Below are 22,700 nucleotides of genomic sequence, written 5' to 3'. Positions count from 1 at the left end.
CCACACAGATAATTGATTGCTTATTGTTAAAGAGCGTGCTCTGGTTAGAGAGCTGATGCGGTAGTAGGTTTGTCACCTCTCCGTCATCTGTGGAGCGCATTATAGAGATCATTCAAAGTCGATCAAGATCTTTTTTACCGGATCTCGTTCGAACGATTACTTTTTAAACGAAGCGGGGGTTTATTGCTCAAAGTCAGTGATGAATTGCTGCCAGAAGCTCAGATCGGGTGTGACTGACCGCGCGCGCTTTAATTCATAGCTATAGAGGTATTCACCCAGCTCGCGATGAAAAGGCAATCCTATCTGTTGGTATTCATAGGTATCATCATTCAAGGTTTCGTTATCATTCACATACACAGTAGCGCTAACGAAAAACTCAATATGATGCTCTAAATCGATAAAGTAGCCCGCATCTGTCAAAAAACCATAAGCACTACCAATTTTGTTGAGCCAGCGTTGCTGTGTTGGAATGGACTGAGGTGTACCTCCGAACTTGATATATTTATAGCGATTATCCGCGATACCTTTGCTTGCATAGTCAGGTTGCTGGCTTTCTGAAGGGTACTTCGCCATATAGCGTAATAGTAACTCGCGATGCTCATCACTAATTTGAAACTGTTGTTCCGCACTGAATAATTGAGGAAAGATGAGGCGTTCTATCACGCCAGAAAGATCAGCAATCGATAACCTGTTTTTATCGGTAAAATCCATCGGCGCTTCAATTAACTCACCACCAGCGAAGTAGCGCTGCCCTAACTTCGGGTTTAATATATTGGGATAGTACGACTCACTATATCTTGCTGGCAATGCATGTAGCACATGACCTTGTGCATCTAAAAATGCCATTGGATTAAAATGCCTGTTTTCTTCAACGCTCATCGGCATACTGAGGCGATGGTTGATGGTAGCGCTACTGAGCCCTTTACTGCGTAATGACTGGTTCATATGATCCAGACCAAGCAATTCATACATTCGATTAAAACCAGGGTTATCACTGACCATCATCACTTGCTTGATGTAATGATGTAAAGTTGGGCGCTGATCGATCGCATCACTATCTTTGGTCACTGCAACCTGCGACGGACGACTGGCAAAAGTGTGCCAAGTGGTATCAATATCAAGTGAAGCTTGTTGCTGCTCTAACCACTCAAGTGCCAGAATGGCGACAGGCAATTTTACGGTGCTAGCCGGGTAATGATAGATTTGGTCATCAACGCCTAGGTTATAACGAATTAAGTGAGGGGTTTGTGAGGGTTCACGGATAATCTGAGTGTATTGAATTTGTACTCGGAACTGTTTGGGGTTCGCTAGCACCTTTTGTAGCGTAGGGTAGGTGTCAGGGATCGAGGCAAATAGCTTAGTATTTGCTTGCTGACAGATCGCTTTGTTTGCTGAAAGACACTCTATCTTAGGGGATACATCGCTGGCATAGCTAACAAGGGAGACCAGGCAGAGCAACGTACAAGATATAAGCGGCACATGAGACACAGACATAAGCACGTATCCGAATAATTTATTCCAATAGCTAATGTTATAAAGAATAATCATCGTAAACGCAAGGCATAAAAAAACCGGGAACAAGTCCCGGTTTTTTAATTACGAAGTTGCTTACTCTGCAACCGCTTCTTCGACAATAGTTTCATCTTCCACTTCTGGACGATCAACTAGCTCAATGTAACACATTGGCGCATTGTCACCGCTGCGGAAGCCACACTTCATAATACGAGTGTAACCACCTGGGCGGGCATTGTAGCGAGGACCAAGTTCATTGAACAAGATGCCTACTACTTCCTTATCACGAGTCCGTGCAAACGCCAGACGGCGATTAGCCACACTGTCGTTCTTTGCTAAAGTGATCAATGGCTCGATCACACGGCGTAACTCTTTCGCTTTTGGCAATGTCGTTTTGATGATTTGATGCTTCACCAACGAACTTGCCATGTTACGGAACATTGCCTGACGGTGGCTGCTGTTCCGATTTAATTGACGACCACTCTTACGATGGCGCATGACCTATTCCTTCTTACTAAACCAGGAACTGGATCCGGTTAGTCTTTGTTTACCAGACTGGCTGGTGGCCAATTCTCTAGACGCATGCCCAGAGACAAACCACGAGATGCCAGTACGTCTTTGATTTCGGTAAGCGACTTCTTACCCAAGTTAGGAGTTTTCAATAACTCAACTTCGGTACGTTGCACCAGATCACCGATGTACTGAATTTGTTCTGCTTTCAAACAATTAGCAGAACGAACCGTTAATTCTAAATCGTCGACAGGACGTAAAAGAATAGGATCGAACTCCGGCTTCTCTTCACGTTTTTCTGGCTCGCTCTTGTCACGCAATTCTACGAAGAACTCCAGCTGTTCAGCCAGAATAGTCGCAGCACGACGAATCGCCTCTTCAGGCTCAAGCGTACCATTGGTTTCCATGTCGATAATTAGCTTATCCAAATCGGTACGTTGCTCAACCCGAGCTGCTTCAACCGTATAAGCGATACGCTCAACCGGGCTGAATGAAGCATCAAGTAGCAAACGACCAATAGGACGCTCGTCGTCATCGGAGGACAGACGGGCTGATGCAGGCACATAACCACGGCCATGCTCAACTTTCAAGCGCATACTGAATTCAGTATCGCCTGTCAGGTGGCAGATGACATGATCTGGGTTTACAATGACAACACCGTCACTGCGCTCAATATCAGCAGCAGTTACAGGGCCAGCACCTTTTTTGGTTAAAGTCAGTGTGACTTCATCTTTGTCTTCCAGGCGGAAGGCCAAGCCTTTAAGGTTCAAAAGGATATCGATGATATCTTCTTGCACACCTTCTTTCGAACTGTACTCATGGAGCACGCCTTCGATCTCTACTTCTGTGACTGCAAAACCAGGCATAGAAGACAGTAGAATACGACGAAGTGCGTTACCCAAGGTATGTCCGAAACCGCGCTCAAGTGGTTCCAAAGTAACTTTGGCACGAGTTGGATTGACTTTGTCGATACCAACTAATCTCGGCTTAAGGAATTCGGTGACAGAACCCTGCATTGTATCCTCTCTTAACATTTAGCCTTACTTAGAGTAAAGCTCGACGATTAACTGTTCGTTGATGTCAGCAGACAAATCTGAACGCTCAGGAAGACGTTTGAAAACACCTTCAAGTTTATTCGAGTCTACTTCAACCCAAGTTGGCTTTTCACGCTGGCCAGACAGCTCTAGAGCAGCAGCGATACGCGCTTGCTTTTTCGCTTTCTCGCGTACAGCAACAACTTGTTCTGGCAACACAGTGAACGATGGAACGTTAACAACACGGCCATTCACTAAGATTGCTTTGTGGCTAACCAGCTGACGTGCTTCTGCACGTGTACTAGCTAAACCCATACGGTACACCACGTTATCTAAACGCGACTCCAATAACTGAAGTAGGTTTTCGCCGGTGTTACCTTTGATACGAGCAGCGTCTTTGTAGTAATTACGGAACTGCTTCTCGAGCACACCATACATACGGCGTACTTTTTGTTTTTCGCGTAACTGAATACCGTAATCAGACAAGCGACCACGACGGGCACCATGCTGACCAGGAGCTGTAGTTAAGTTACACTTTGAGTCAATTGCCCGCACGCCGCTCTTCAGGAACAAATCTGTTCCTTCACGGCGACTCAGCTTGAGCTTAGGGCCCAAATATCTAGCCATCTTCTTTCTCCAATAATCCGTGAAGCGCTGTGATTACACGCGACGTTTTTTAGGTGGACGGCATCCATTGTGTGGGATAGGCGTCACGTCGGTGATATTCGTGATACGGAAACCTGCGCCGTTCAATGCACGGATAGCAGATTCGCGACCTGGTCCTGGACCATTCACAAACACTTCGAGGTTTTTTACACCATAATCCTGCGCCGCTACGCCAGCACGCTCCGCTGCAACCTGTGCTGCGAAAGGCGTGGACTTACGAGAGCCACGGAAACCTGAGCCACCAGCAGTTGCCCAACACAGAGCATTGCCCTGGCGGTCAGTGATGGTCACGATGGTGTTGTTAAAAGAAGCATGGATATGAGCCATACCATCTGATACTTGCTTTTTTACCCGTTTACGAGTACGAACTGGTGCTTTAGCCATGAGTTACCCTGCCTTATCGCTTAATCGGCTTGCGTGGACCTTTCCGGGTACGCGCATTTGTTTTAGTACGCTGACCACGAACAGGCAAACTACGACGGTGGCGTAAACCACGGTAACAACCTAGATCCATCAAACGTTTAATGTTTAATGTCACTTCACGGCGCAAGTCACCTTCAACGGTGTATTTTGCAACTTCTTCACGAAGCGTATCCAATTGAGCATCAGATAAAGATGCAATTTTGGTACTTTCTTCGATACCCACGGCGGCTAAAATAGCCTGAGCGCGAGTTTTACCGATACCATAAACATAGGTTAACGAGATAACCGCATGTTTATTATCGGGGATGTTAATGCCAGCTATACGGGCCACTAACCTTCTCCTTCACTTAAAATTTATAGGTGCCAATTTGAAAAGCCCGTAAGGATACTCAAATGACGTGTATTTTGCAAACAATTCGTGGGCTAATTACTTAGCCCACCAGTTTGCTTCTGCTGTTAGCCTTGGCGCTGTTTGTGCTTTGGCTCGCTGCAAATGACTCGCACAACGTTGTTGCGCTTGATGATTTTGCAGTTACGGCAGATCTTCTTAACGGAAGCACGTACTTTCATGACTTCACTCCGCAAAATTATCTTATCGGCTCACGCCTTTAAGATTTGCTTTCTTAAGCACAGAATCGTATTGATGAGACATCAAGTGAGTCTGTACCTGTGCCATAAAGTCCATAATAACTACGACGATAATCAGTAATGATGTACCACCAAAGTAAAATTGCACACTCCATGCAACCATCATGAACTCGGGAACTAAACAGATAAAGGTAATGTACAAGGCACCGGCTAGGGTTAAACGTGTCATTACTTTATCGATGTATCTGGATGTTTGCTCACCCGGACGAATACCTGGAATAAAGGCACCAGACTTCTTCAGGTTATCTGCTGTATCGCGCGGATTAAACACCAACGCAGTATAGAAGAAACAGAAGAAGATGATGGCCGCAGCATACAACATAATATACAACGGCTGCCCTGGTGATAACGTTAACGCTAGCTCCTGTAGGAAGTTAGCGGCAAAGCCTTCACCTGAACCAAACCAGGTGGCAATCGTGCCTGGGAACAAAATAATGCTCGATGCGAAAATAGGCGGAATAACACCAGCCATGTTGACTTTCAGCGGTAAATGACTGCTTTGCGCTGCAAAAACCTGACGGCCTTGCTGACGTTTGGCATAGTTCACCACGATACGACGTTGACCTCGCTCAAAGAACACCACGAAGGTCGTAATCGCGACAACAATCACAACGATAGCTACCAGTAATAAAAAGTGCAAATCGCCCTGTCGAGCTTGCTCGATGGTTCCACCAACAGCAGATGGAAGTCCAGCAACGATACCAGCAAAAATTAACAACGAAATACCATTACCAATTCCACGCTCTGTAATTTGCTCACCTAACCACATCAGGAACATGGTTCCGGTAACCAAACTAACAATTGCGGTGAAGTAAAATGCAAAGCCTGGGTTAATCACCAGACCTGGCATCATATTTGGTAAGCCGGTAGCAATACCGATCGACTGTAACGTTGCTAATGCAAGAGTACCATAACGCGTATACTGCTGAATTTTACGCTTGCCAGCCTCACCTTCTTTCTTCAACTCCGCTAAACGCGGATGCACAACGCTCAATAACTGAACGATAATCGAAGCAGAGATGTAAGGCATGATGCCAAGCGCAAACACAGATGCACGTTCCAAAGCACCACCGCTGAACATGTTAAACATTTCAACGATGGTCCCTCTTTGTTGCTCGAATAATTGAGCTAGCACGGTGGCGTCGATTCCAGGGATTGGCACAAAGGTGCCTAGCCGGAATACGACCAGGGCTAAAAGTACAAACAGCAGGCGGGCTTTGAGCTCGCCAAAACTGCCTTTACCTTTTACGTCCGAACCTGGTTTAGCCATTACGTACTATCCTTTTATTATTCTTCGACTTTTCCACCGGCAGCTTCAATGGCAGACCGGGCGCCTTTCGATACACGCAGACCTTTTACAGTCACTGGGCGTGTAACATCGCCGGACAATACCACTTTGGCAAACTTGGTAGTACGTGGGATGATATTTGCATCCATCAGGGTGCTTAAATCAACCACATCACCTTCAACTTTTGTCAGCTCATGCAAGCGTACTTCAGCAGTCACCAAGGATTTACGTGACGTAAAACCAAATTTAGGCAGACGCTGTTTCAAAGGCATTTGACCGCCTTCAAAGCCTGGACGAACTTTACCACCAGAGCGGGATTTTAAACCTTTATGGCCACGGCCAGCGGTTTTACCCAAGCCTGAGCCGATACCACGACCCACGCGTTTTTTCGCTGTTTTGGCGCCAGCTGCAGGAGAGAGTGTATTTAATAACATAGCTTACTCCTCCACTTGAACCATGTAGTACACTGCATTGATCATGCCGCGTACCGAAGGTGTATCTTCAACTTCAACCGTATGACCGATACGACGAAGACCTAAACCACGTAATGTAGCTCTATGCTTAGGTAAACGACCAATACCGGACTTGGTTTGAGTTACTTTTACTGTCTTTTTAGCCATGGCAGATTACCCCAGAATATCGTCTACACGTAAGCCACGTTTAGCAGCTATTTGTGCTGGTGACTTCACTGAAGCCAAAGCGTCAATAGTTGCACGGACTACGTTAATCGGGTTGGTAGAGCCGTAGCACTTGGACAGGATATTTTGAATCCCTGCCACTTCAAGCACTGCACGCATTGCTCCACCTGCGATCAGACCGGTACCTTCAGAGGCCGGCTGCATGTAGACATTTGAACCAGAGTGCACACCGCGAGTTGCGTGATGCAAAGTCTGTCCGTTCAATTCTACCTGAGTCATGTTGCGACGTGCTTTTTCCATTGCTTTTTGAATAGCAGCTGGAACTTCACGTGCTTTACCATAACCGTAACCTACACGGCCATTGCCGTCACCGACTACTGTCAGAGCTGTAAAGCTGAAAATACGCCCACCTTTAACAACTTTAGACACACGGTTTACAGCTACAAGCTTTTCTTGTAGATCAGATTGTTGTTTCACTTCTTCGTTAGCCATGTGCTACTCCTAGAACTGAAGACCGGCTTCACGCGCCGCGTCTGCTAAAGCTTTCACGCGACCATGATACCGGAAGCCGCTGCGGTCAAAAGCACAGGCGGTAACGCCTTTCGCTACAGCACGTTCAGCAACTGCTTTACCAACCGCTGTGGCTGCATCGACGTTACCCGAGTACTTCAGGGATTCACGAATCGTTGCTTCTACAGAAGAAGCCGCCGCAATCACTTCAGCATTTGGTGCGATCAGCTGGGCATAGATGTGACGTGGCGTACGATGCACAACCAGGCGATTCGCCCCTTGTTCGATAATATTTCTGCGTACACGCTTGGCACGACGCAGACGAGCAAGTTTCTTATCCATCTTCCTACCCTACTTTTTCTTGGCTTCTTTGCGACGCACGTTTTCATTAGCGTAACGAACACCTTTGCCTTTATATGGCTCTGGCTTACGATACGCACGAATGTTCGCTGCAACCTGACCAACCAACTGCTTGTCACTGCCTTTGACAACAACTTCAGTCTGGGTTGGTGTTTCAATCGTGATGCCTTCCGGAATAGGGAAGTTCACCGGGTGAGAGAAACCCAGGTTTAAGCTCAGCACTTTGCCTTCAGTTTTGGCACGGTAACCAACACCGACCAACTCTAGCTTGCTGCTAAAACCTTCAGTGACACCAGTCACCAGGTTATTAATCAGCGCGCGGGCAGTACCTGCTTGTGCGATAGCGTTGGCGAAACCTTCACGCGGTGAAGTACGAACCACATCACCGTCAATTACAATTTCTACCGCTGGGTTGACTGTTACAGCCAACTCGCCGTTTTTGCCCTTTACTGCTACCTTCTGGCCATCCAGATTAATCTGAACACCTGCAGGAATAGTAATGGGGGCTTTAGCTACACGAGACATAGATTACCCCTCCGTTACGCTACATAGCCGATGATTTCGCCACCGATCCCAACCTTGCGCGCAGCACGGTCAGTCATCAGCCCTTTAGATGTTGAAACGATAGCAACACCTAAACCACCCATTACCTTAGGTAACTGGTCACGTTTCTTATAGATACGTAAACCCGGACGGCTGACACGATCAATGGTTTCAATAACAGGCTTGCCCTGGAAATACTTTAACGTCACTTCCAGTTCAGGCTTCGCATCGTCTGCTACAACGAAACTATCGATGTAACCTTCGTCTTTTAATACATTCGCAATTGCAATCTTCAATTTAGAAGAAGGCATTTTAACCGCGACTTTGTTGGCCGTTTGGCCGTTGCGGATGCGAGTAAACATATCCGCTACTGGATCTTGCAAACTCATAGCTCGTTACTCCCGTGATTCTTACCAGCTAGCCTTGCGAAGGCCAGGAATTTCACCGCGCATTGCCGCTTCACGGACTTTGATCCGGCTCATGCCGAACTTGCGCAGATACCCATGCGGACGACCAGTCACACGACAACGGTTACGTTGACGGGACGGGCTAGAATCACGCGGTAATGATTGCAGTTGCAAAACAGCAGACCAACGATCTTCATCAGAAGTCGCCGGGCTGGCAATCAGATCTTTCAGTGCGTGACGCTTTTCAGCGTATTTGGTTGCCAGCTTTGCACGCTTTACTTCACGTGCTTTCATTGAATTTTTTGCCATAACCCTACACCTTATTTCTTGAATGGGAAGTTAAATGCAGAAAGCAATGCACGGCCTTCATCATCAGAAGCTGCTGACGTAGTAATGGTAATATCCAAACCACGTACTGCATCGACCTTGTCGTAATCGACTTCTGGGAAGATGATTTGCTCACGCACGCCCATGCTAAAATTCCCACGGCCGTCAAAGGACTTAGGGTTAATTCCGCGGAAGTCACGAACACGTGGAATCGCGATAGAAACCAAGCGCTCAAGGAAATCCCACATACGCTCGCCACGCAAAGTGACTTTAGCGCCGATAGGGTAGCCTTCACGGATCTTGAAACCGGCAACTGATTTGCGCGCTTTAGTGATAAGCGGCTTCTGGCCAGCAATAGCAGTTAAATCCGCTACCGCATTTTCCAGAATTTTTTTATCAGCAACTGCTTCACCAACACCCATATTGAGTGTGATTTTTTCAATCCGAGGGACTTGCATGACGCTGGTGTAGCCGAACTGTTTCATCAGTTCAGGAACTACGGTGTCTTTATAAATTTCATGCAGTTTCGCCATCGTATTACTCCAATAGCAATTAGATTACTTCATTATTCGATTTGAAGAAGCGTACTTTCTTACCATCTTCAAAACGGAAACCAACACGATCTGCCTTGCCGCTTTGCGGGTTGACAATCGCTACGTTTGATACGTGAATCGAGGCTTCTTTCTCAACGATACCACCTGGTGTATTCAAAGCCGGTACCGGCTTCTGATGTTTCTTGACCAAGTTAACGCCTGAGATATAAACACGGTTTGATTCAAGCAACACTTTCGTTACTTTGCCGCGCTTACCTTTGTCCTTACCAGTAAGAACAATAACCTCATCATCACGACGGATTTTAGTTGCCATGGTGACTCCTTACAGTACTTCTGGTGCCAAAGACACGATTTTCATAAACTTGTCGCCACGAAGTTCACGTGTCACAGGTCCGAAGATACGTGTACCGATCGGTTCCAGCTTCGTGTTTAATAACACTGCTGCATTGCGATCAAAACGGATTAATGACCCGTCCTGACGACGTACGCCTTTCCGCGTCCGCACCACCACTGCATTCAGTACGTCACCTTTCTTAACCTTACCGCGTGGAATTGCTTCCTTAACAGTAATTTTAATGACGTCACCAATTGCAGCATACCGGCGGTGAGATCCACCTAAGACCTTAATACACATTACGCTGCGAGCGCCGCTGTTATCAGCGACATCCAGCATAGATTGCATCTGGATCATCTTAGTGCTCCGTTATCCACTTAATAACCCTTTCGGGTTAAGCTGCATACAAATAAAAAAACTCCCCTCGTATAGAAGGGCGCGTGATTATAACAGCACTTTATACAAAGTGGTAGTTATTCCTAAAAAAAGCGGCCCATTCAGGGCCGCTTCGATACCATCCAGAATTAGGATGCTGCTGTTACAACAGCAACCAGCGTCCAAGATTTGGTCTTGGACAGAGGACGACATTCACGGATCGTGACGAAATCGCCTTCTTTACACTGATTGGTTTCATCATGAACATGCAATTTGGTCGTGCGCTTGATGAATTTCCCATAGATAGGGTGCTTCACCTGACGCTCGATGGCTACAACAATGGACTTGTCCATTTTGTCGCTAACCACTTTACCTTGCAGTGTACGGATGTTTTGTTCACTCATTACGCACCTGCCTTCTCAGTCAAGATTGTCTTTACACGCGCGATATCGCGACGTACGTTTTTGAGCAGATGAGTTTGAGCCAATTGACCTGTGCTGGCCTGCATGCGCATATTAAATTGCTCACGCAATAAGCTCAGGAGTTCAGCGTTCAACTCTTCAACGCTTTTTGCTTTCAGTTCGCTCGCTTTCATTACATTACCGTCCGCGTAACAAAGGTGGTCTTAAATGGAAGCTTAGCGGCGGCCAGAGTAAACGCATGGCGAGCAAGCTCTTCCGATACGCCATCCATTTCATACAAGACTTTGCCAGGTTTAATCTGACATACCCAGTAATCAACGGAACCCTTACCGCTACCCATACGTACTTCCAACGGCTTGGTCGTAATTGGCTTGTCTGGGAACACACGGATCCAGATTTTACCAACACGCTTAACAGCACGTGTCATGGCACGACGGGCAGCTTCGATTTGACGCGAGGTCATTTGACCGCGCTCAACAGCTTTCAGTGCATAGCTACCGAAACTGACTTTATCGCCAACTTGCGACAAGCCGCGGTTACGACCTTTATGCACTTTACGAAATTTAGTTCGTTTTGGTTGCAACATCGCTCAATACCCCTACTTACCTTTGCGGCCGGCGTTTTTCTTCGGCGCTTTAGGCTGATTCGTGTTGTTGGTGTTGCTGTTTGCCAGAGGCAAGTGGCCAAGGATTTCTCCTTTAAAGATCCACACTTTCACACCAATGATTCCGTAAGTGGTTAATGCTTCAGATGTTGAGTAATCAATATCAGCACGCAGTGTGTGCAAAGGTACACGACCTTCACGATACCACTCTGTACGAGCGATCTCAGCACCACCTAAACGGCCGCTTACTTCAACTTTAATACCTTTAGCACCGGTGCGCATAGCATTCTGTACCGCGCGCTTCATAGCACGACGGAACATAACGCGACGCTCTAACTGACTACTGATGTTATCAGCAACCAATTTGGCATCCAGTTCAGGCTTACGAATTTCAGAGATATTGATTTGTGCAGGCACGCCAGCAATAGCAGCTACGCGCTTACGCAATTTCTCAACATCTTCACCTTTTTTACCGATAACGATACCTGGACGAGCAGTGTGAATAGTCACACGAATACTCTTCGCTGGGCGCTCGATATCGATCCGGCTTACTGAAGCTGATTTCAGTTGTTTTGTCAGAAACTGACGCACTTTGAAATCACCGTTCAGGAAATCCGGGAAGTCTTTTGAATTCGCAAACCACGTAGAGCTCCAAGGCTTAGTGATACCTAGGCGAATCCCATTAGGATGTACTTTCTGTCCCATTTCTCACTCCTAGTTATCAGCTACGACCACGGTAATGTGGCTGGTTCGCTTGATGATTCGGTCAGCACGGCCTTTTGCACGAGGCTTGATACGCTTCATGGAAGGAGCTTCATCAACAAAGATGGTCTTCACTTTCAACGTATCAATGTCAGCACCTTCATTGTGCTCTGCGTTGGCTACGGCTGATAAAAGGACATTTTTAACCAGATGTGCAGCTTTTTTAGGGCTGTACGTCAGGATATCCAACGCCTTATCTACTGGCAATCCACGGATCTGATCAGCAACCAGACGAGCTTTCTGCGCAGAAGAACGGGCAAATTTGTGTTTAGCTAATGCTTGCATGATTCACCCCTTAGCGTTTTTTGGCCTTTTTGTCGGCCGCATGACCACGATAAGTACGAGTCGGGGCGAATTCACCCAGCTTGTGACCTACCATCTCTTCAGAGACAAATACAGGTACATGTTGACGACCATTATGGACAGCGATGGTCAATCCGATCATATCAGGTATGATCATTGAACGACGGCTCCAAGTCTTAATTGGCTTCTTGTCACCGCTTTCCAACGCTTTCTCTACCTTCTTCAGCAAGTGAAGGTCAATGAATGGACCTTTCTTGAGAGAACGTGGCATGGCAATTCCTCACAAATTATTTATCACGACGACGTACGATTAACTTATCAGTACGCTTGTTTGAACGGGTTTTGTAACCTTTAGTCGGTACACCCCAAGGTGTTACCGGATGACGGCCACCCGAAGTACGGCCTTCACCACCACCGTGTGGGTGATCGACTGGGTTCATTACCACACCACGTACAGTAGGACGAACACCACGCCAACGCGTTGCACCCGCTTTACCGTATTGACGCAGCATATGCTCCGCATTACCGATCTCACCGATGGTTGCACGGCAGTCAGCCAGTACTTTACGTGTCTCACCACTGCGTAAACGCAGCAATACATAAGCACCGTCGCGCGCGATGATTTGAATGAAAGCACCGGCAGAGCGAGCCATTTGGCCACCTTTACCTGGTTTCATTTCCACATTGTGCACAACCTGACCTACTGGAATGTTACGCATCGGCAAGGTGTTACCCGCCTTGATTGGCGCATCCACACCAGATTGAACAGCGTCACCAGCTTTCAAGCCTTTAGGGGCAAGAATATAACGACGTTCGCCATCTGCATACAGAACCAGAGCGATATTCGCAGTACGGTTTGGATCATATTCTAAACGCTCAACTTTGGCAGGAATGCCATCTTTGTTGCGTTTGAAATCGACCAGACGATAATGCTGCTTATGACCACCACCAATATGACGCGTGGTAATACGACCATTATTATTACGACCACCGGTCTTGCTTTTCTTCTCTAACAAAGGAGCATAAGGCTTGCCTTTGTACAGGTCAGGGTTAACCACTTTAATGACGTGGCGACGACCTGGTGATGTAGGTTTACACTTAACAAGTGCCATTTCCTAACTCCTCTTCTTACTCAGCGCCGCCAACGAAATCGATTTCGCTGCCTTCTTTCAGGGTGACGTAGGCTTTCTTCCAGTCACTACGCTTGCCCATGCGCATACCAGTGCGCTTGGTTTTGCCCTTCACATTGACCGTATTCACGCCAGTCACTTCAACATCAAACAACTGTTGAACAGCTGCTTTAATGTCTGCTTTAGTGGCAGTAGTGGCAACTTTGAAAACGACGGTGTTGAAGTTCTCAGCCGCAATGGTGCTCTTTTCAGATACATGCGGAGCAAGAATCACTTTCAGCAAACGTTCTTCGCGTATCATGCTAACAGCTCCTCAAGTTGTTTCACCGCAGCAGCCGTCATCAACACTTTATCAAAGGCGATCAGACTTGCCGGATCAATACCGTGTACGTCACGCACATCAACCTTGTACAGGTTGCGTGCAGATAAGAACAAGTTCTCATCAACGTCGTTGGTAACGATCAAGACATCTTTCAACTCCATTGCTTTCAGCTTACCAACCAATTCTTTGGTCTTCGGCGTTTCAACAGCAAAGTTTTCTACCACGACCAGACGTTCCTGGCGTACCAATTCAGACAGAATGCTTCTGATGGCACCACGGTACATTTTTCTGTTTACTTTCTGGCTGTGATCTTGTGGCTTAGCCGCAAATGTCACACCACCGCTGCGCCATATTGGGCTGCGGATTGTACCAGCGCGAGCGCGGCCAGTACCTTTTTGACGCCATGGCTTCTTGCCGCCACCGCGGACTTCTGAACGTGTTTTTTGCGCACGAGTACCCTGACGAGCACCTGCTGCATACGCAACAACTACTTGATGAACCAGAGATTCGTTAAATTCACGTCCAAAGGTCGCTTCGGAAACTTCAAGAACGCCTTTTGCGTCCCGTAATGCTAATTCCATCACTTATCTCCTCCAGACGTTAACTTTTGATCGCCGGCTTCACGATAACATCGCCACCAATTGCGCCAGGTACAGCACCTTTGATCAACAGAATATTACGTTCAGCATCTACACGAACCACTTCCAGAGATTGCACAGTCACGCGCTCAGCGCCCATATGACCGGCCATTTTCTTACCCTTGAATACTTTACCAGGTGATTGGTTCTGACCAATTGAACCCGGTGCACGGTGTGATAAAGAGTTACCATGCGTTGCATCCTGAGTACGGAAGTTCCAGCGTTTTACGCCACCAGCGAAACCCTTACCTTTCGATGTGCCAGACACATCGACTTTCTTGGTTTCAGCGAAAATTTCTACAGTAATCTCGCTACCCACCTGGATGTCGTTACCTTCGTTATCTGCTAAACGAAATTCCCACAGACCACGACCAGCATCAACACCTGCTTTAGCAAATTGACCGGCTTCTGGCTTGGTCAGGCGGCTTGCCTTCACAGTACCAGCAGTCACTTGCAGCGCGCTGTAACCATCAGTCTCATTCGACTTCACAGCAGTTACGCGATTTGGTGTCGCTTCGATTACGGTAACAGGAATAGAGACGCCATCTTCAGTGAAGATGCGGGTCATTCCTACTTTACGACCGACTAAACCGATAGCCATTTCCTAAACCTCTCTTAAAACCTGTCTTGTCAGCCCAGGCTGATTTGAACGTCAACACCAGCAGGCAAATCCAATCGCATCAGCGCATCAACTGTTTTATCAGTTGGTTCTACGATGTCGATCAGACGCTTGTGGGTACGGATTTCGTACTGATCACGTGCATCTTTATTGACGTGGGGAGAAATCAAGACAGTAAAACGTTCTTGACGCGTTGGTAGTGGAATTGGACCACGAACCTGAGCACCAGTACGCTTGGCTGTGTCAACGATTTCCAAAGTTGACTGATCGATCAAACGGTGATCGAACGCTTTCAGGCGGATACGTATCCTTTGATTACTCATAAATCAAAGCCTCAAAGAGCAAAAAGAGCAAAAAATAACAAAAGCACAACTCCTAAATGGAGTGAGCCTTTGCAGCGAAGTACAGTTGCTTCCCAATCGGAAGCATTGTTGTAGCAAGGTTTTACCCTTAACTAAGCCAACCTTGTAACAAGGTCGGACGCGCATTATATAGAATACTGATAAAAAATCAAGCAATTCATCAGTTATAGTACATCATTCAATTCGAACCCGATACCAAACCGGGTCACCGGCCGATCGTAATCAATTAAACTATCGCCATAGCCGGTAAATGCTTCAGCATACCAACGCAGGTATTTATTCAATGGCCTGGAATAAGAGAGCTTTAATGCCCCTTTGTTATTGCTCTTCAGGTTATTGCGTACCATGACCCGGTAAGTTTCGGTGTTATTTTTATAGGCCGCCGATAATTCGAAAAACCCCATATAGTCATTAATATCCGGATTGTCATCTCCTCTTGGATCCCCTTCAAATGCTTTAGCCGACTCAGGGATACGGTACCAAGGGCTGAAGCTGACAAACACATCACCTATCGAGCCGACCCAGTTCAGCTTAATTCGGTTCCAACTTCTGGACAGCTCTCCTGCCCGGCCATTCGACTGATGCGAAAGACTAATACTGATGATCCTGCTTGCTGCTTCGTCTACCCCATAAAAATGAGGAAATGCCAGAATCAACTCTGGCTCATAATTGGTTTCACGAAATGGTGACGATATTGCACTGTTATAGGCTTGCCAATACGCTTGCTGGGTAAACGCAAAAAATAAATAGCCTTGATCCTTATAAATACGGGTCCAAAGCGGTGTTTTTAAGCTGAGTTGATACTTCGCTTCAAAGCGCTCTGTGGGTGCGCTATCACCATCACGATCGAGCGTAGGATTTAAGCCTTTTGCATAGGACACTGGCAACAAATAATTATTTTTATGTGGTAGCAACGTAAATGGAGAATAGTTATCCCAATCCTCTTCTTTTAAGCGCTTGTCTAATGCATCCACTGCAAGCACACTGCCACAATGTACCAATAATATGAATAGGATGATCTGACGCATAATGTTGTCCTGAAGTTGATGGCTTTGGTATTGACAAGTAAAAACCGCAATGACTTGCGGTTTTATAGAGATAATCAATGTTAGCTTGCATAGTCATGCTGTCTAAACAGCTGCTATCTTAAGATTATTCGGACAGGATCACCAGCAAGCTTTCTACCCTAGGGAGAACACGCTGAAAGTAGAACTGCGCAGTGGTACGTTTCTCTTGTTGCAGCTCGTCACTTAGCTGACTAGCCGGTAAAGCCTGAAGTTGCCGTTGCCACATATAGCCATATAACACATACCCTACCAGCGTCATAAACTCATAAGCAAATGAGGCCAACAAAGCTTTGTCTTTCTGGCCGCGCTGCAGCAAACTTTCTGTCAACTTGATGCTGCGCGTAACATAGGCATGCAAGATTGCATTGTTGTTTGACTCAGTAAGCTCCTGCGCAATCTCATGCAGCAATGCTAGTAGCGTTGCGCCCTGATCCGCCGCTACTTTGCGTAACATAAAGTCAGCCGCCTGAATGCCATTAGTGCCTTCATAGATCTGAGCAATGCGAACATCACGCACCAACTGCTCCATGCCCCACTCTTTGACATAACCATGACCACCGAACACTTGCTGAGCTTGTACGGTGCATTCCAAACCTAAATCAGTCATAAAGGCCTTAGCAATCGGCGTTAATAAACTGGCTCTGCCAAGATGTACTACATCATCATTAAATTTTGCCTGATCTAATGACAAAGCAACCCAGGTCGAAAAACTACGGCCCGCTTCGTTAAGAGCTTTGATGGTCATCAGCATGCGCTCGACATCGGGATGCTGAATAATAGGCTCTGCCTGATTGGCATCTTTCAGCGTGATCCGCCCTTGCAATCGTTCATTGGCGTATTCGAAGGCATTCTGATAAGCCCGCTCTGCTGCGCCAAGGCCTTGGCTACCCATCGCCAGACGTTCGTAGTTCATCATGGTAAACATAGCGGCTAAGCCTTTATGTGGCTCACCCAACAAATACCCTTTGGCACCGTCGAAGTTCATCACACAGGTGGCAGAAGCATGGATACCCATTTTATGTTCGACCGAACCGCAATGCAGTTTATTTGGCTCGCCAGGTTCACCGTCAGCAGTCAACAATAACTTGGGTACAACAAACAATGAAATTCCCCGACTGCCAGCCGGAGCATCTGGCAGCTTGGCCAGCACTAAATGCACGATATTGTCGGTTAAGTCGTGCTCACCTGCGGTAATGAAAATTTTACTGCCACTGATCAGATAACTACCATCGGATTGTGGCCTGGCCTGAGTGCGCATTAAACCAAGGTCCGAACCTGCGTGACTCTCGGTCAGACACATGGTGGCAGACCACTCACCGCTGTATAGCTTCGGTAGATAAGCCTGTTTCATCTCTTCTGATCCGTACTGCGACAGCGTCACACAGGCACCGGCCGTTAACCCAGGATACAGTGAAAAAGCGATGTCTGCGCTGCACATCATTTCATCCAGCATCATCGATAAGACTTTCGGCATGCCCATGCCACCAAATTGCTGATCGCCACTAAAGCCAGCCCAGCCGCCTTCGCACCATGCTTTATAGGCTTCCTTGTAATGATCAGGCGTACGGACTGCACCATCCTGAAATGTCACCCCTTGCTGATCAGCTTGCTGACTAAGCGGAGCAATTTGTTGCTCACATATTTTGGCAGCCTCCTGCAGTATGGCCTGAGCAGTCTCCGGCTCCAGCATTTCAGCTAATTCCGGCACTTGTTGCCAGTGCTGGTCGGCTTGCCAGACATCGAATAAATGAAACTGCATTTCCTGAATTGGCGCTTGATACTGACTCATAACAATTCCTTACTGGACGGATCTGTTATCAGCTTCGCATATCCGCATGATTCAAACAAGTGTTTGAATTTAACTTTTAGCATAATCAGGCCAAAAAAAAGACTCCCGAAGGAGTCTTTTCTGTACATCACTTAAAGTAAATTAGGCGATGATTTTAGAAACAACACCAGCACCTACGGTACGACCACCCTCACGGATAGCGAAACGCAGACCTTCGTCCATCGCGATTGGAGCAATCAGCTCTACCACGAACTTCAGGTTGTCTCCAGGCATAACCATCTCTACGCCTTCTGGCAATTCTACTGCACCAGTTACGTCCGTTGTACGGAAGTAGAACTGTGGACGGTAACCTTTAAAGAATGGAGTATGACGGCCGCCTTCGTCTTTCGACAACACGTACACTTCACCTTCAAACTTGGTGTGTGGCTTGATTGAACCTGGCTTAGCTAGTACCTGACCACGCTCTACGTCTTCACGCTTAGTACCACGCAACAACGCACCAACGTTCTCACCAGCACGACCTTCGTCAAGCAGCTTACGGAACATTTCAACACCGGTACAAGTCGTCTTGGTCGTATCACGGATACCTACAATCTCAACTTCTTCACCAACTTTGATGATGCCCTGCTCTACACGACCAGTCACTACAGTTCCACGACCAGCAATCGAGAATACGTCTTCGATTGGCATGATGAATGGCTTATCAATCGCGCGCACTGGCTCTGGAATGTAAGTATCCAAAGCGTTGCCCAATTCGATGATTTTCTCTTCCCACTGTGCTTCGCCTTCCAATGCTTTCAGAGCTGAGCCCTGAATCACTGGCAGGTCGTCACCCGGGAAATCGTAATCAGAAAGAAGTTCACGAACTTCCATCTCTACCAGCTCTAACAGCTCTTCGTCATCGACCATGTCACACTTGTTCATGAACACGATGATGAAAGGAACACCAACCTGACGTGATAACAGGATGTGCTCACGTGTTTGTGGCATAGGACCGTCTGTCGCTGCAACAACCAGAATTGCACCATCCATCTGCGCCGCACCGGTGATCATGTTTTTCACGTAATCGGCGTGGCCTGGGCAATCTACGTGCGCGTAGTGGCGTGACGGTGTGTCATATTCTACGTGCGACGTGTTGATGGTGATACCACGGGCTTTTTCTTCCGGGGCTTTGTCGATTTGATCAAATGCAAATGCCTGACCGCCGTAAGTCTTTGCCAACACGTTGGTGATAGCTGCAGTCAGAGTTGTTTTACCGTGGTCAACGTGGCCGATCGTGCCTACGTTTACGTGCGGTTTTACGCGTTCAAATTTAGCCTTAGCCATTTATAGACCCTTCTTTAGTCAAATTGATGGCCCGGCAAACCGGGCCTAAATTAATCGTTAATCAGCTTCGCGCTGCAATAATTGCTTCTTTCACGTTGTTTGGTGCTTCTGAATAATTCAATGGCTCCATTGAATACGAAGCACGGCCCTGCGATAAAGAACGCATATGGGTTGCATAACCAAACATCTCAGACAGAGGCACATTAGCATCGATAATTTTCATACTGCCAGGTGCATCTTCCATACCATTGATTATACCGCGTCGACGATTTAAATCGCCAACCAGATCACCCATGAACTCTTCTGGCGTCACAACTTCTACTTTCATGATGGGTTCAAGGATAACAGGCGTTGCCTGCAAAGCACCTTTTTTAAAACCCATAGAAGCAGCAATTTTAAACGCCATTTCGTTGGAGTCAACATCGTGGTAAGAACCGTCAAAAACAGTTACTTTCACGTCGATGACCGGATAACCAGCAAGGATACCGTTTTTCATCTGCTCCTGGATCCCCTTATCAACAGCTGGGATATATTCTTTTGGAATAACACCACCAACCACTTCGTTGACAAAAGTATACCCAGCGCCCTCTTCCTGAGGCTCGATACGTAACCAACAGTGACCAAACTGACCACGACCACCTGACTGACGCACAAACTTACCTTCGACTTCAGTCTTACCACGAATGGTTTCACGGTAGGAAACCTGTGGTTTACCCACGTTGGCTTCTACTTTGAATTCGCGCTTCATACGATCAACCAGAATATCAAGGTGTAATTCACCCATACCTGAGATGATGGTCTGACCGGTTTCTTCGTCAGTATGTACCCGAAACGATGGATCTTCAGCAGCTAGTTTACCCAGTGCAACACCCATTTTTTCTTGGTCAGCTTTGGTTTTCGGCTCAACAGCTACCGAAATGACCGGTTCAGGAAACTCCATTCGCTCCAGAATGATTGGATGGTCGATATCACACAGAGTATCACCTGTGGTGGTATCTTTCAGACCAATCGCTGCAGCAATATCGCCAGCCAGAACTTCTTTGATCTCTTCACGGCTGTTGGCGTGCATCTGCACGATACGACCGATCCGCTCTTTTTTCTGCTTGACGGAATTGTAGACACCAGAGCCAGACTGAACCACACCGGAATAAACCCGGAAGAAAGTCAGCGTACCTACGAACGGGTCAGTAGCAATTTTAAAAGCCAGCGCGGCAAAGGGTTCATTATCGTCTGATTTCCGAACGCCTTCGCTTTCATCTGGTAAAATGCCATGAATTGCTTTTACTTCCGTTGGCGACGGCAGGAAGTAGATTACGTTGTCCAACATGGCCTGAACGCCTTTATTTTTAAAGGCAGAACCACATTGAACCAACACCACTTCGTTTCGCAGAGTCAAGTCACGCAAGGCAGCACGAATTTCTTCTTCAGTAAATTCGTCACCTTCCAAATAGCGCTCCATCAGCTCTTCATTGGCATCCGCCGCAGCTTCAATCATGTTTTGACGCCACTCCTGACACTCTTCAAGCATATCCGCGGGGATATCCTCATAAGTGAAAGTCATGCCCTGATCGTCTTCATTCCAGTTAATGGATTTCATTTTGATCAGATCAACAACACCTTTGAAGTCGTCTTCAGCACCGATAGGCAACTGAATAGGAACAATGGTGCTGTTTAAGCGGGTACGGGCCTGCTCAACAACGCGCAGGAAGTCAGCACCAGTACGATCCATCTTATTAACGAAGATCATACGTGGTACTTCATATTTGTTGGCTTGACGCCAAACTGTTTCAGTTTGCGGCTGCACACCTGATGAACCACAAAGCACCACGACTGCACCATCTAGCACACGCAGAGAACGTTCTACTTCAATGGTGAAGTCAACGTGCCCTGGCGTATCAATGATATTTACACGGTGCTCAGGAAACTGAGCTTCCATACCACGCCAAAAGGTGGTGGTGGCAGCAGAAGTGATGGTAATCCCACGCTCCTGCTCTTGCTCCATCCAGTCCATAGTAGCTGCGCCATCATGTACTTCACCGATCTTGTGAGACAGACCAGTATAAAATAGTACACGCTCCGTGGTTGTGGTTTTACCCGCATCCACGTGAGCACAGATACCAATGTTGCGGTAGCGTTCTATTGGGGTCTTGCGTGCCACAATAAACTCCTGTGTAAAATAGAGATCAGCTTACCAGCGGAAATGTGCAAACGCTTTGTTTGCTTCAGCCATACGGTGCACGTCTTCACGTTTCTTAACCGCAGAACCTTTGTTTTCAATGGCATCCAGCATCTCACCAGCTAAACGCTGGGACATCGATTTCTCACCACGTTTACGGGCCGCTTCAACTAACCAGCGCATAGCTAAGGCATTGCGACGAACCGGACGAACTTCACATGGTACCTGGTAAGTTGAACCACCTACCCGGCGTGATTTTACTTCGACCGTTGGACGAATGTTATCCAGTGCTACTTCAAACAAATCGATGTGTTCTTTTTTCGATTTGGTAGCTGCAATTTCTAATGCGCCGTATACAATTGATTCGGCGATGGACTTTTTACCGTCGACCATCACGACATTGACAAACTTAGCCAGTAACTCACTTCCGAACTTAGGATCTGGAAGGATTTTACGTTGACCTATTACGCGTCTTCTTGGCATTCGAAACTCCGATTGCTTCAGGTGATTCCAAAACTTTAATTAAAAAGTCGTTTAGTTTGGCCTTACTAACGGAGTTCCGTTACGATTTGGGCCGCTTGGCGCCGTATTTAGAACGGCCTTGCTTGCGATCTTTTACGCCTGCACAATCTAATGTGCCGCGTACGGTGTGATAACGCACACCTGGTAAGTCTTTGACCCGGCCACCACGGATCAGAACCACACTATGCTCTTGCAAGTTGTGACCTTCACCACCAATGTATGAGCTTACTTCGAAGCCATTGGTCAGACGAACACGACATACTTTACGCATAGCTGAGTTCGGCTTTTTAGGTGTAGTGGTATAAACACGGGTACAAACACCACGCTTTTGTGGACAAGCTTCCAAAGCAGGGACGTTGCTTTTTGCAAACTTGTCCTGCCGTGGCTTGCGCACGAGCTGGTTAATTGTTGCCATTAAATACTCCTGGTTAATTGATACCCAATAAACGTGAAAAATCCGCACCCCAAAAATGGGGTCGCGGAATTCTAATGGTCAAGCTTTGAGCTGTCAAGTTTATCAGTCATCTGC

The 22,700-nt window shown here is 47.0% G+C and carries 35 protein-coding genes; all 35 read right to left on the bottom strand.

What is annotated here, in order from left to right:
* Positions 1–180 precede the first annotated feature (180 nt).
* The 35 genes from Q3O60_RS15200 to rpsL all read right to left on the bottom strand — a co-directional run bounded on the left by Q3O60_RS15200 (position 181) and on the right by rpsL (position 22,586).
* Entirely contained in the window at positions 181–1,494 is a 1,314-nt protein-coding gene (locus tag Q3O60_RS15200) for a serine hydrolase (RefSeq protein ID WP_305894793.1), read from the bottom strand.
* Positions 1,495–1,608: 114 nt separating this feature from the next.
* On the bottom strand, positions 1,609–2,010 hold the full coding sequence (gene rplQ / locus Q3O60_RS15195; protein ID WP_305894792.1) for a 50S ribosomal protein L17: 402 nt from the start codon (positions 2,008–2,010) through the stop codon (positions 1,609–1,611).
* Between the two features lie 38 nt (positions 2,011–2,048).
* On the bottom strand, positions 2,049–3,038 hold the full coding sequence (locus Q3O60_RS15190; protein ID WP_305894791.1) for a DNA-directed RNA polymerase subunit alpha: 990 nt from the start codon (positions 3,036–3,038) through the stop codon (positions 2,049–2,051).
* A 24-nt stretch (positions 3,039–3,062) separates the two neighbouring features.
* A complete protein-coding gene (gene rpsD / locus Q3O60_RS15185) occupies positions 3,063–3,683 on the bottom strand; it encodes a 30S ribosomal protein S4 (RefSeq protein ID WP_305894790.1) in 621 nt (206 codons plus the stop codon).
* 33 nt (positions 3,684–3,716) lie between these two features.
* The gene (gene rpsK / locus Q3O60_RS15180) at positions 3,717–4,106 is read right to left on the bottom strand and encodes a 30S ribosomal protein S11 (RefSeq protein WP_305894789.1); all 390 of its coding nucleotides are present in this window, start codon (positions 4,104–4,106) and stop codon (positions 3,717–3,719) included.
* A gap of 13 nt (positions 4,107–4,119) precedes the next feature.
* Positions 4,120–4,476 carry a 30S ribosomal protein S13 gene (rpsM, locus tag Q3O60_RS15175; protein ID WP_305894788.1) on the bottom strand — a complete coding sequence of 119 codons (357 nt, stop codon included), beginning with the start codon at positions 4,474–4,476 and terminating at the stop codon, positions 4,120–4,122.
* A gap of 125 nt (positions 4,477–4,601) precedes the next feature.
* Complete coding sequence (gene rpmJ, locus Q3O60_RS15170) at positions 4,602–4,715, bottom strand: 50S ribosomal protein L36 (RefSeq protein WP_091344871.1); 114 nt, start codon at positions 4,713–4,715, stop codon at positions 4,602–4,604.
* Positions 4,716–4,737: 22 nt separating this feature from the next.
* A complete protein-coding gene (gene secY / locus Q3O60_RS15165) occupies positions 4,738–6,063 on the bottom strand; it encodes a preprotein translocase subunit SecY (protein WP_305894787.1) in 1,326 nt (441 codons plus the stop codon).
* A 17-nt stretch (positions 6,064–6,080) separates the two neighbouring features.
* Positions 6,081–6,515: a 50S ribosomal protein L15 gene (gene rplO, locus Q3O60_RS15160; RefSeq protein ID WP_305894786.1), complete on the bottom strand. Its 435-nt coding sequence runs from the start codon at positions 6,513–6,515 to the stop codon at positions 6,081–6,083.
* A 3-nt stretch (positions 6,516–6,518) separates the two neighbouring features.
* A complete protein-coding gene (rpmD, locus tag Q3O60_RS15155) occupies positions 6,519–6,701 on the bottom strand; it encodes a 50S ribosomal protein L30 (protein WP_305894785.1) in 183 nt (60 codons plus the stop codon).
* Between the two features lie 6 nt (positions 6,702–6,707).
* A complete protein-coding gene (gene rpsE / locus Q3O60_RS15150) occupies positions 6,708–7,211 on the bottom strand; it encodes a 30S ribosomal protein S5 (protein ID WP_305894784.1) in 504 nt (167 codons plus the stop codon).
* Positions 7,212–7,220: 9 nt separating this feature from the next.
* Positions 7,221–7,571, bottom strand: a complete 351-nt coding sequence (gene rplR / locus Q3O60_RS15145; RefSeq protein WP_305894783.1) for a 50S ribosomal protein L18 — start codon at positions 7,569–7,571, stop codon at positions 7,221–7,223.
* 9 nt (positions 7,572–7,580) lie between these two features.
* Complete coding sequence (gene rplF / locus Q3O60_RS15140; RefSeq protein WP_305894782.1) at positions 7,581–8,114, bottom strand: 50S ribosomal protein L6; 534 nt, start codon at positions 8,112–8,114, stop codon at positions 7,581–7,583.
* Between the two features lie 14 nt (positions 8,115–8,128).
* Entirely contained in the window at positions 8,129–8,521 is a 393-nt protein-coding gene (gene rpsH, locus Q3O60_RS15135; protein ID WP_305894781.1) for a 30S ribosomal protein S8, read from the bottom strand.
* Positions 8,522–8,542: 21 nt separating this feature from the next.
* A complete protein-coding gene (rpsN, locus tag Q3O60_RS15130; RefSeq protein ID WP_305894780.1) occupies positions 8,543–8,848 on the bottom strand; it encodes a 30S ribosomal protein S14 in 306 nt (101 codons plus the stop codon).
* Between the two features lie 11 nt (positions 8,849–8,859).
* Positions 8,860–9,399 carry a 50S ribosomal protein L5 gene (rplE, locus tag Q3O60_RS15125; protein ID WP_305894779.1) on the bottom strand — a complete coding sequence of 180 codons (540 nt, stop codon included), beginning with the start codon at positions 9,397–9,399 and terminating at the stop codon, positions 8,860–8,862.
* A 19-nt stretch (positions 9,400–9,418) separates the two neighbouring features.
* The gene (gene rplX, locus Q3O60_RS15120) at positions 9,419–9,733 is read right to left on the bottom strand and encodes a 50S ribosomal protein L24 (RefSeq protein WP_305894778.1); all 315 of its coding nucleotides are present in this window, start codon (positions 9,731–9,733) and stop codon (positions 9,419–9,421) included.
* A 9-nt stretch (positions 9,734–9,742) separates the two neighbouring features.
* Positions 9,743–10,111: a 50S ribosomal protein L14 gene (gene rplN / locus Q3O60_RS15115; RefSeq protein ID WP_305894777.1), complete on the bottom strand. Its 369-nt coding sequence runs from the start codon at positions 10,109–10,111 to the stop codon at positions 9,743–9,745.
* A gap of 167 nt (positions 10,112–10,278) precedes the next feature.
* On the bottom strand, positions 10,279–10,533 hold the full coding sequence (gene rpsQ / locus Q3O60_RS15110; RefSeq protein ID WP_305894776.1) for a 30S ribosomal protein S17: 255 nt from the start codon (positions 10,531–10,533) through the stop codon (positions 10,279–10,281).
* On the bottom strand, positions 10,533–10,724 hold the full coding sequence (gene rpmC / locus Q3O60_RS15105; RefSeq protein ID WP_305894775.1) for a 50S ribosomal protein L29: 192 nt from the start codon (positions 10,722–10,724) through the stop codon (positions 10,533–10,535). The genes rpsQ and rpmC overlap by 1 nt, the downstream gene beginning before the upstream one ends.
* Positions 10,724–11,137 carry a 50S ribosomal protein L16 gene (gene rplP, locus Q3O60_RS15100; RefSeq protein WP_305894774.1) on the bottom strand — a complete coding sequence of 138 codons (414 nt, stop codon included), beginning with the start codon at positions 11,135–11,137 and terminating at the stop codon, positions 10,724–10,726. The genes rpmC and rplP overlap by 1 nt, the downstream gene beginning before the upstream one ends.
* 12 nt (positions 11,138–11,149) lie before the next feature.
* A complete protein-coding gene (rpsC, locus tag Q3O60_RS15095) occupies positions 11,150–11,860 on the bottom strand; it encodes a 30S ribosomal protein S3 (protein WP_305894773.1) in 711 nt (236 codons plus the stop codon).
* A gap of 9 nt (positions 11,861–11,869) precedes the next feature.
* Complete coding sequence (rplV, locus tag Q3O60_RS15090) at positions 11,870–12,202, bottom strand: 50S ribosomal protein L22 (RefSeq protein WP_305894772.1); 333 nt, start codon at positions 12,200–12,202, stop codon at positions 11,870–11,872.
* A 10-nt stretch (positions 12,203–12,212) separates the two neighbouring features.
* Positions 12,213–12,491, bottom strand: a complete 279-nt coding sequence (gene rpsS / locus Q3O60_RS15085) for a 30S ribosomal protein S19 (protein ID WP_019677720.1) — start codon at positions 12,489–12,491, stop codon at positions 12,213–12,215.
* A 16-nt stretch (positions 12,492–12,507) separates the two neighbouring features.
* Positions 12,508–13,332 carry a 50S ribosomal protein L2 gene (rplB, locus tag Q3O60_RS15080; protein WP_305894771.1) on the bottom strand — a complete coding sequence of 275 codons (825 nt, stop codon included), beginning with the start codon at positions 13,330–13,332 and terminating at the stop codon, positions 12,508–12,510.
* A 16-nt stretch (positions 13,333–13,348) separates the two neighbouring features.
* Positions 13,349–13,651 (bottom strand): 50S ribosomal protein L23, encoded by a 303-nt coding sequence (rplW, locus tag Q3O60_RS15075; protein ID WP_305894770.1) that lies wholly within the window; start codon positions 13,649–13,651, stop codon positions 13,349–13,351.
* A complete protein-coding gene (gene rplD / locus Q3O60_RS15070) occupies positions 13,648–14,253 on the bottom strand; it encodes a 50S ribosomal protein L4 (protein WP_305894769.1) in 606 nt (201 codons plus the stop codon). The genes rplW and rplD overlap by 4 nt, the downstream gene beginning before the upstream one ends.
* A 19-nt stretch (positions 14,254–14,272) precedes the next feature.
* Positions 14,273–14,911 carry a 50S ribosomal protein L3 gene (gene rplC, locus Q3O60_RS15065; protein WP_305894768.1) on the bottom strand — a complete coding sequence of 213 codons (639 nt, stop codon included), beginning with the start codon at positions 14,909–14,911 and terminating at the stop codon, positions 14,273–14,275.
* A 29-nt stretch (positions 14,912–14,940) separates the two neighbouring features.
* The gene (rpsJ, locus tag Q3O60_RS15060; protein ID WP_091344848.1) at positions 14,941–15,252 is read right to left on the bottom strand and encodes a 30S ribosomal protein S10; all 312 of its coding nucleotides are present in this window, start codon (positions 15,250–15,252) and stop codon (positions 14,941–14,943) included.
* A gap of 203 nt (positions 15,253–15,455) precedes the next feature.
* Positions 15,456–16,319 (bottom strand): phospholipase A, encoded by an 864-nt coding sequence (locus tag Q3O60_RS15055; RefSeq protein ID WP_305894767.1) that lies wholly within the window; start codon positions 16,317–16,319, stop codon positions 15,456–15,458.
* Positions 16,320–16,443: 124 nt separating this feature from the next.
* A complete protein-coding gene (locus tag Q3O60_RS15050) occupies positions 16,444–18,147 on the bottom strand; it encodes an acyl-CoA dehydrogenase family protein (RefSeq protein ID WP_305894766.1) in 1,704 nt (567 codons plus the stop codon).
* A 141-nt stretch (positions 18,148–18,288) separates the two neighbouring features.
* Positions 18,289–19,473 (bottom strand): elongation factor Tu, encoded by a 1,185-nt coding sequence (gene tuf, locus Q3O60_RS15045; RefSeq protein WP_305894765.1) that lies wholly within the window; start codon positions 19,471–19,473, stop codon positions 18,289–18,291.
* 61 nt (positions 19,474–19,534) lie between these two features.
* Positions 19,535–21,631, bottom strand: coding sequence for an elongation factor G (fusA, locus tag Q3O60_RS15040; RefSeq protein WP_305894764.1), 2,097 nt, complete (start codon positions 21,629–21,631; stop codon positions 19,535–19,537).
* A gap of 30 nt (positions 21,632–21,661) precedes the next feature.
* Positions 21,662–22,132 carry a 30S ribosomal protein S7 gene (gene rpsG, locus Q3O60_RS15035; protein WP_091345527.1) on the bottom strand — a complete coding sequence of 157 codons (471 nt, stop codon included), beginning with the start codon at positions 22,130–22,132 and terminating at the stop codon, positions 21,662–21,664.
* A gap of 79 nt (positions 22,133–22,211) precedes the next feature.
* Positions 22,212–22,586 (bottom strand): 30S ribosomal protein S12, encoded by a 375-nt coding sequence (rpsL, locus tag Q3O60_RS15030; protein ID WP_305894763.1) that lies wholly within the window; start codon positions 22,584–22,586, stop codon positions 22,212–22,214.
* Between the last annotated feature and the right edge of the window lie 114 nt (positions 22,587–22,700).

This window comes from Alkalimonas collagenimarina, assembly GCF_030717845.1.
Lineage (GTDB): Bacteria > Pseudomonadota > Gammaproteobacteria > Enterobacterales > Alteromonadaceae > Alkalimonas > Alkalimonas collagenimarina.
Note: the sequence above shows the minus strand (reverse complement) of the source record. Positions and strands in the feature narration are given on the sequence as shown.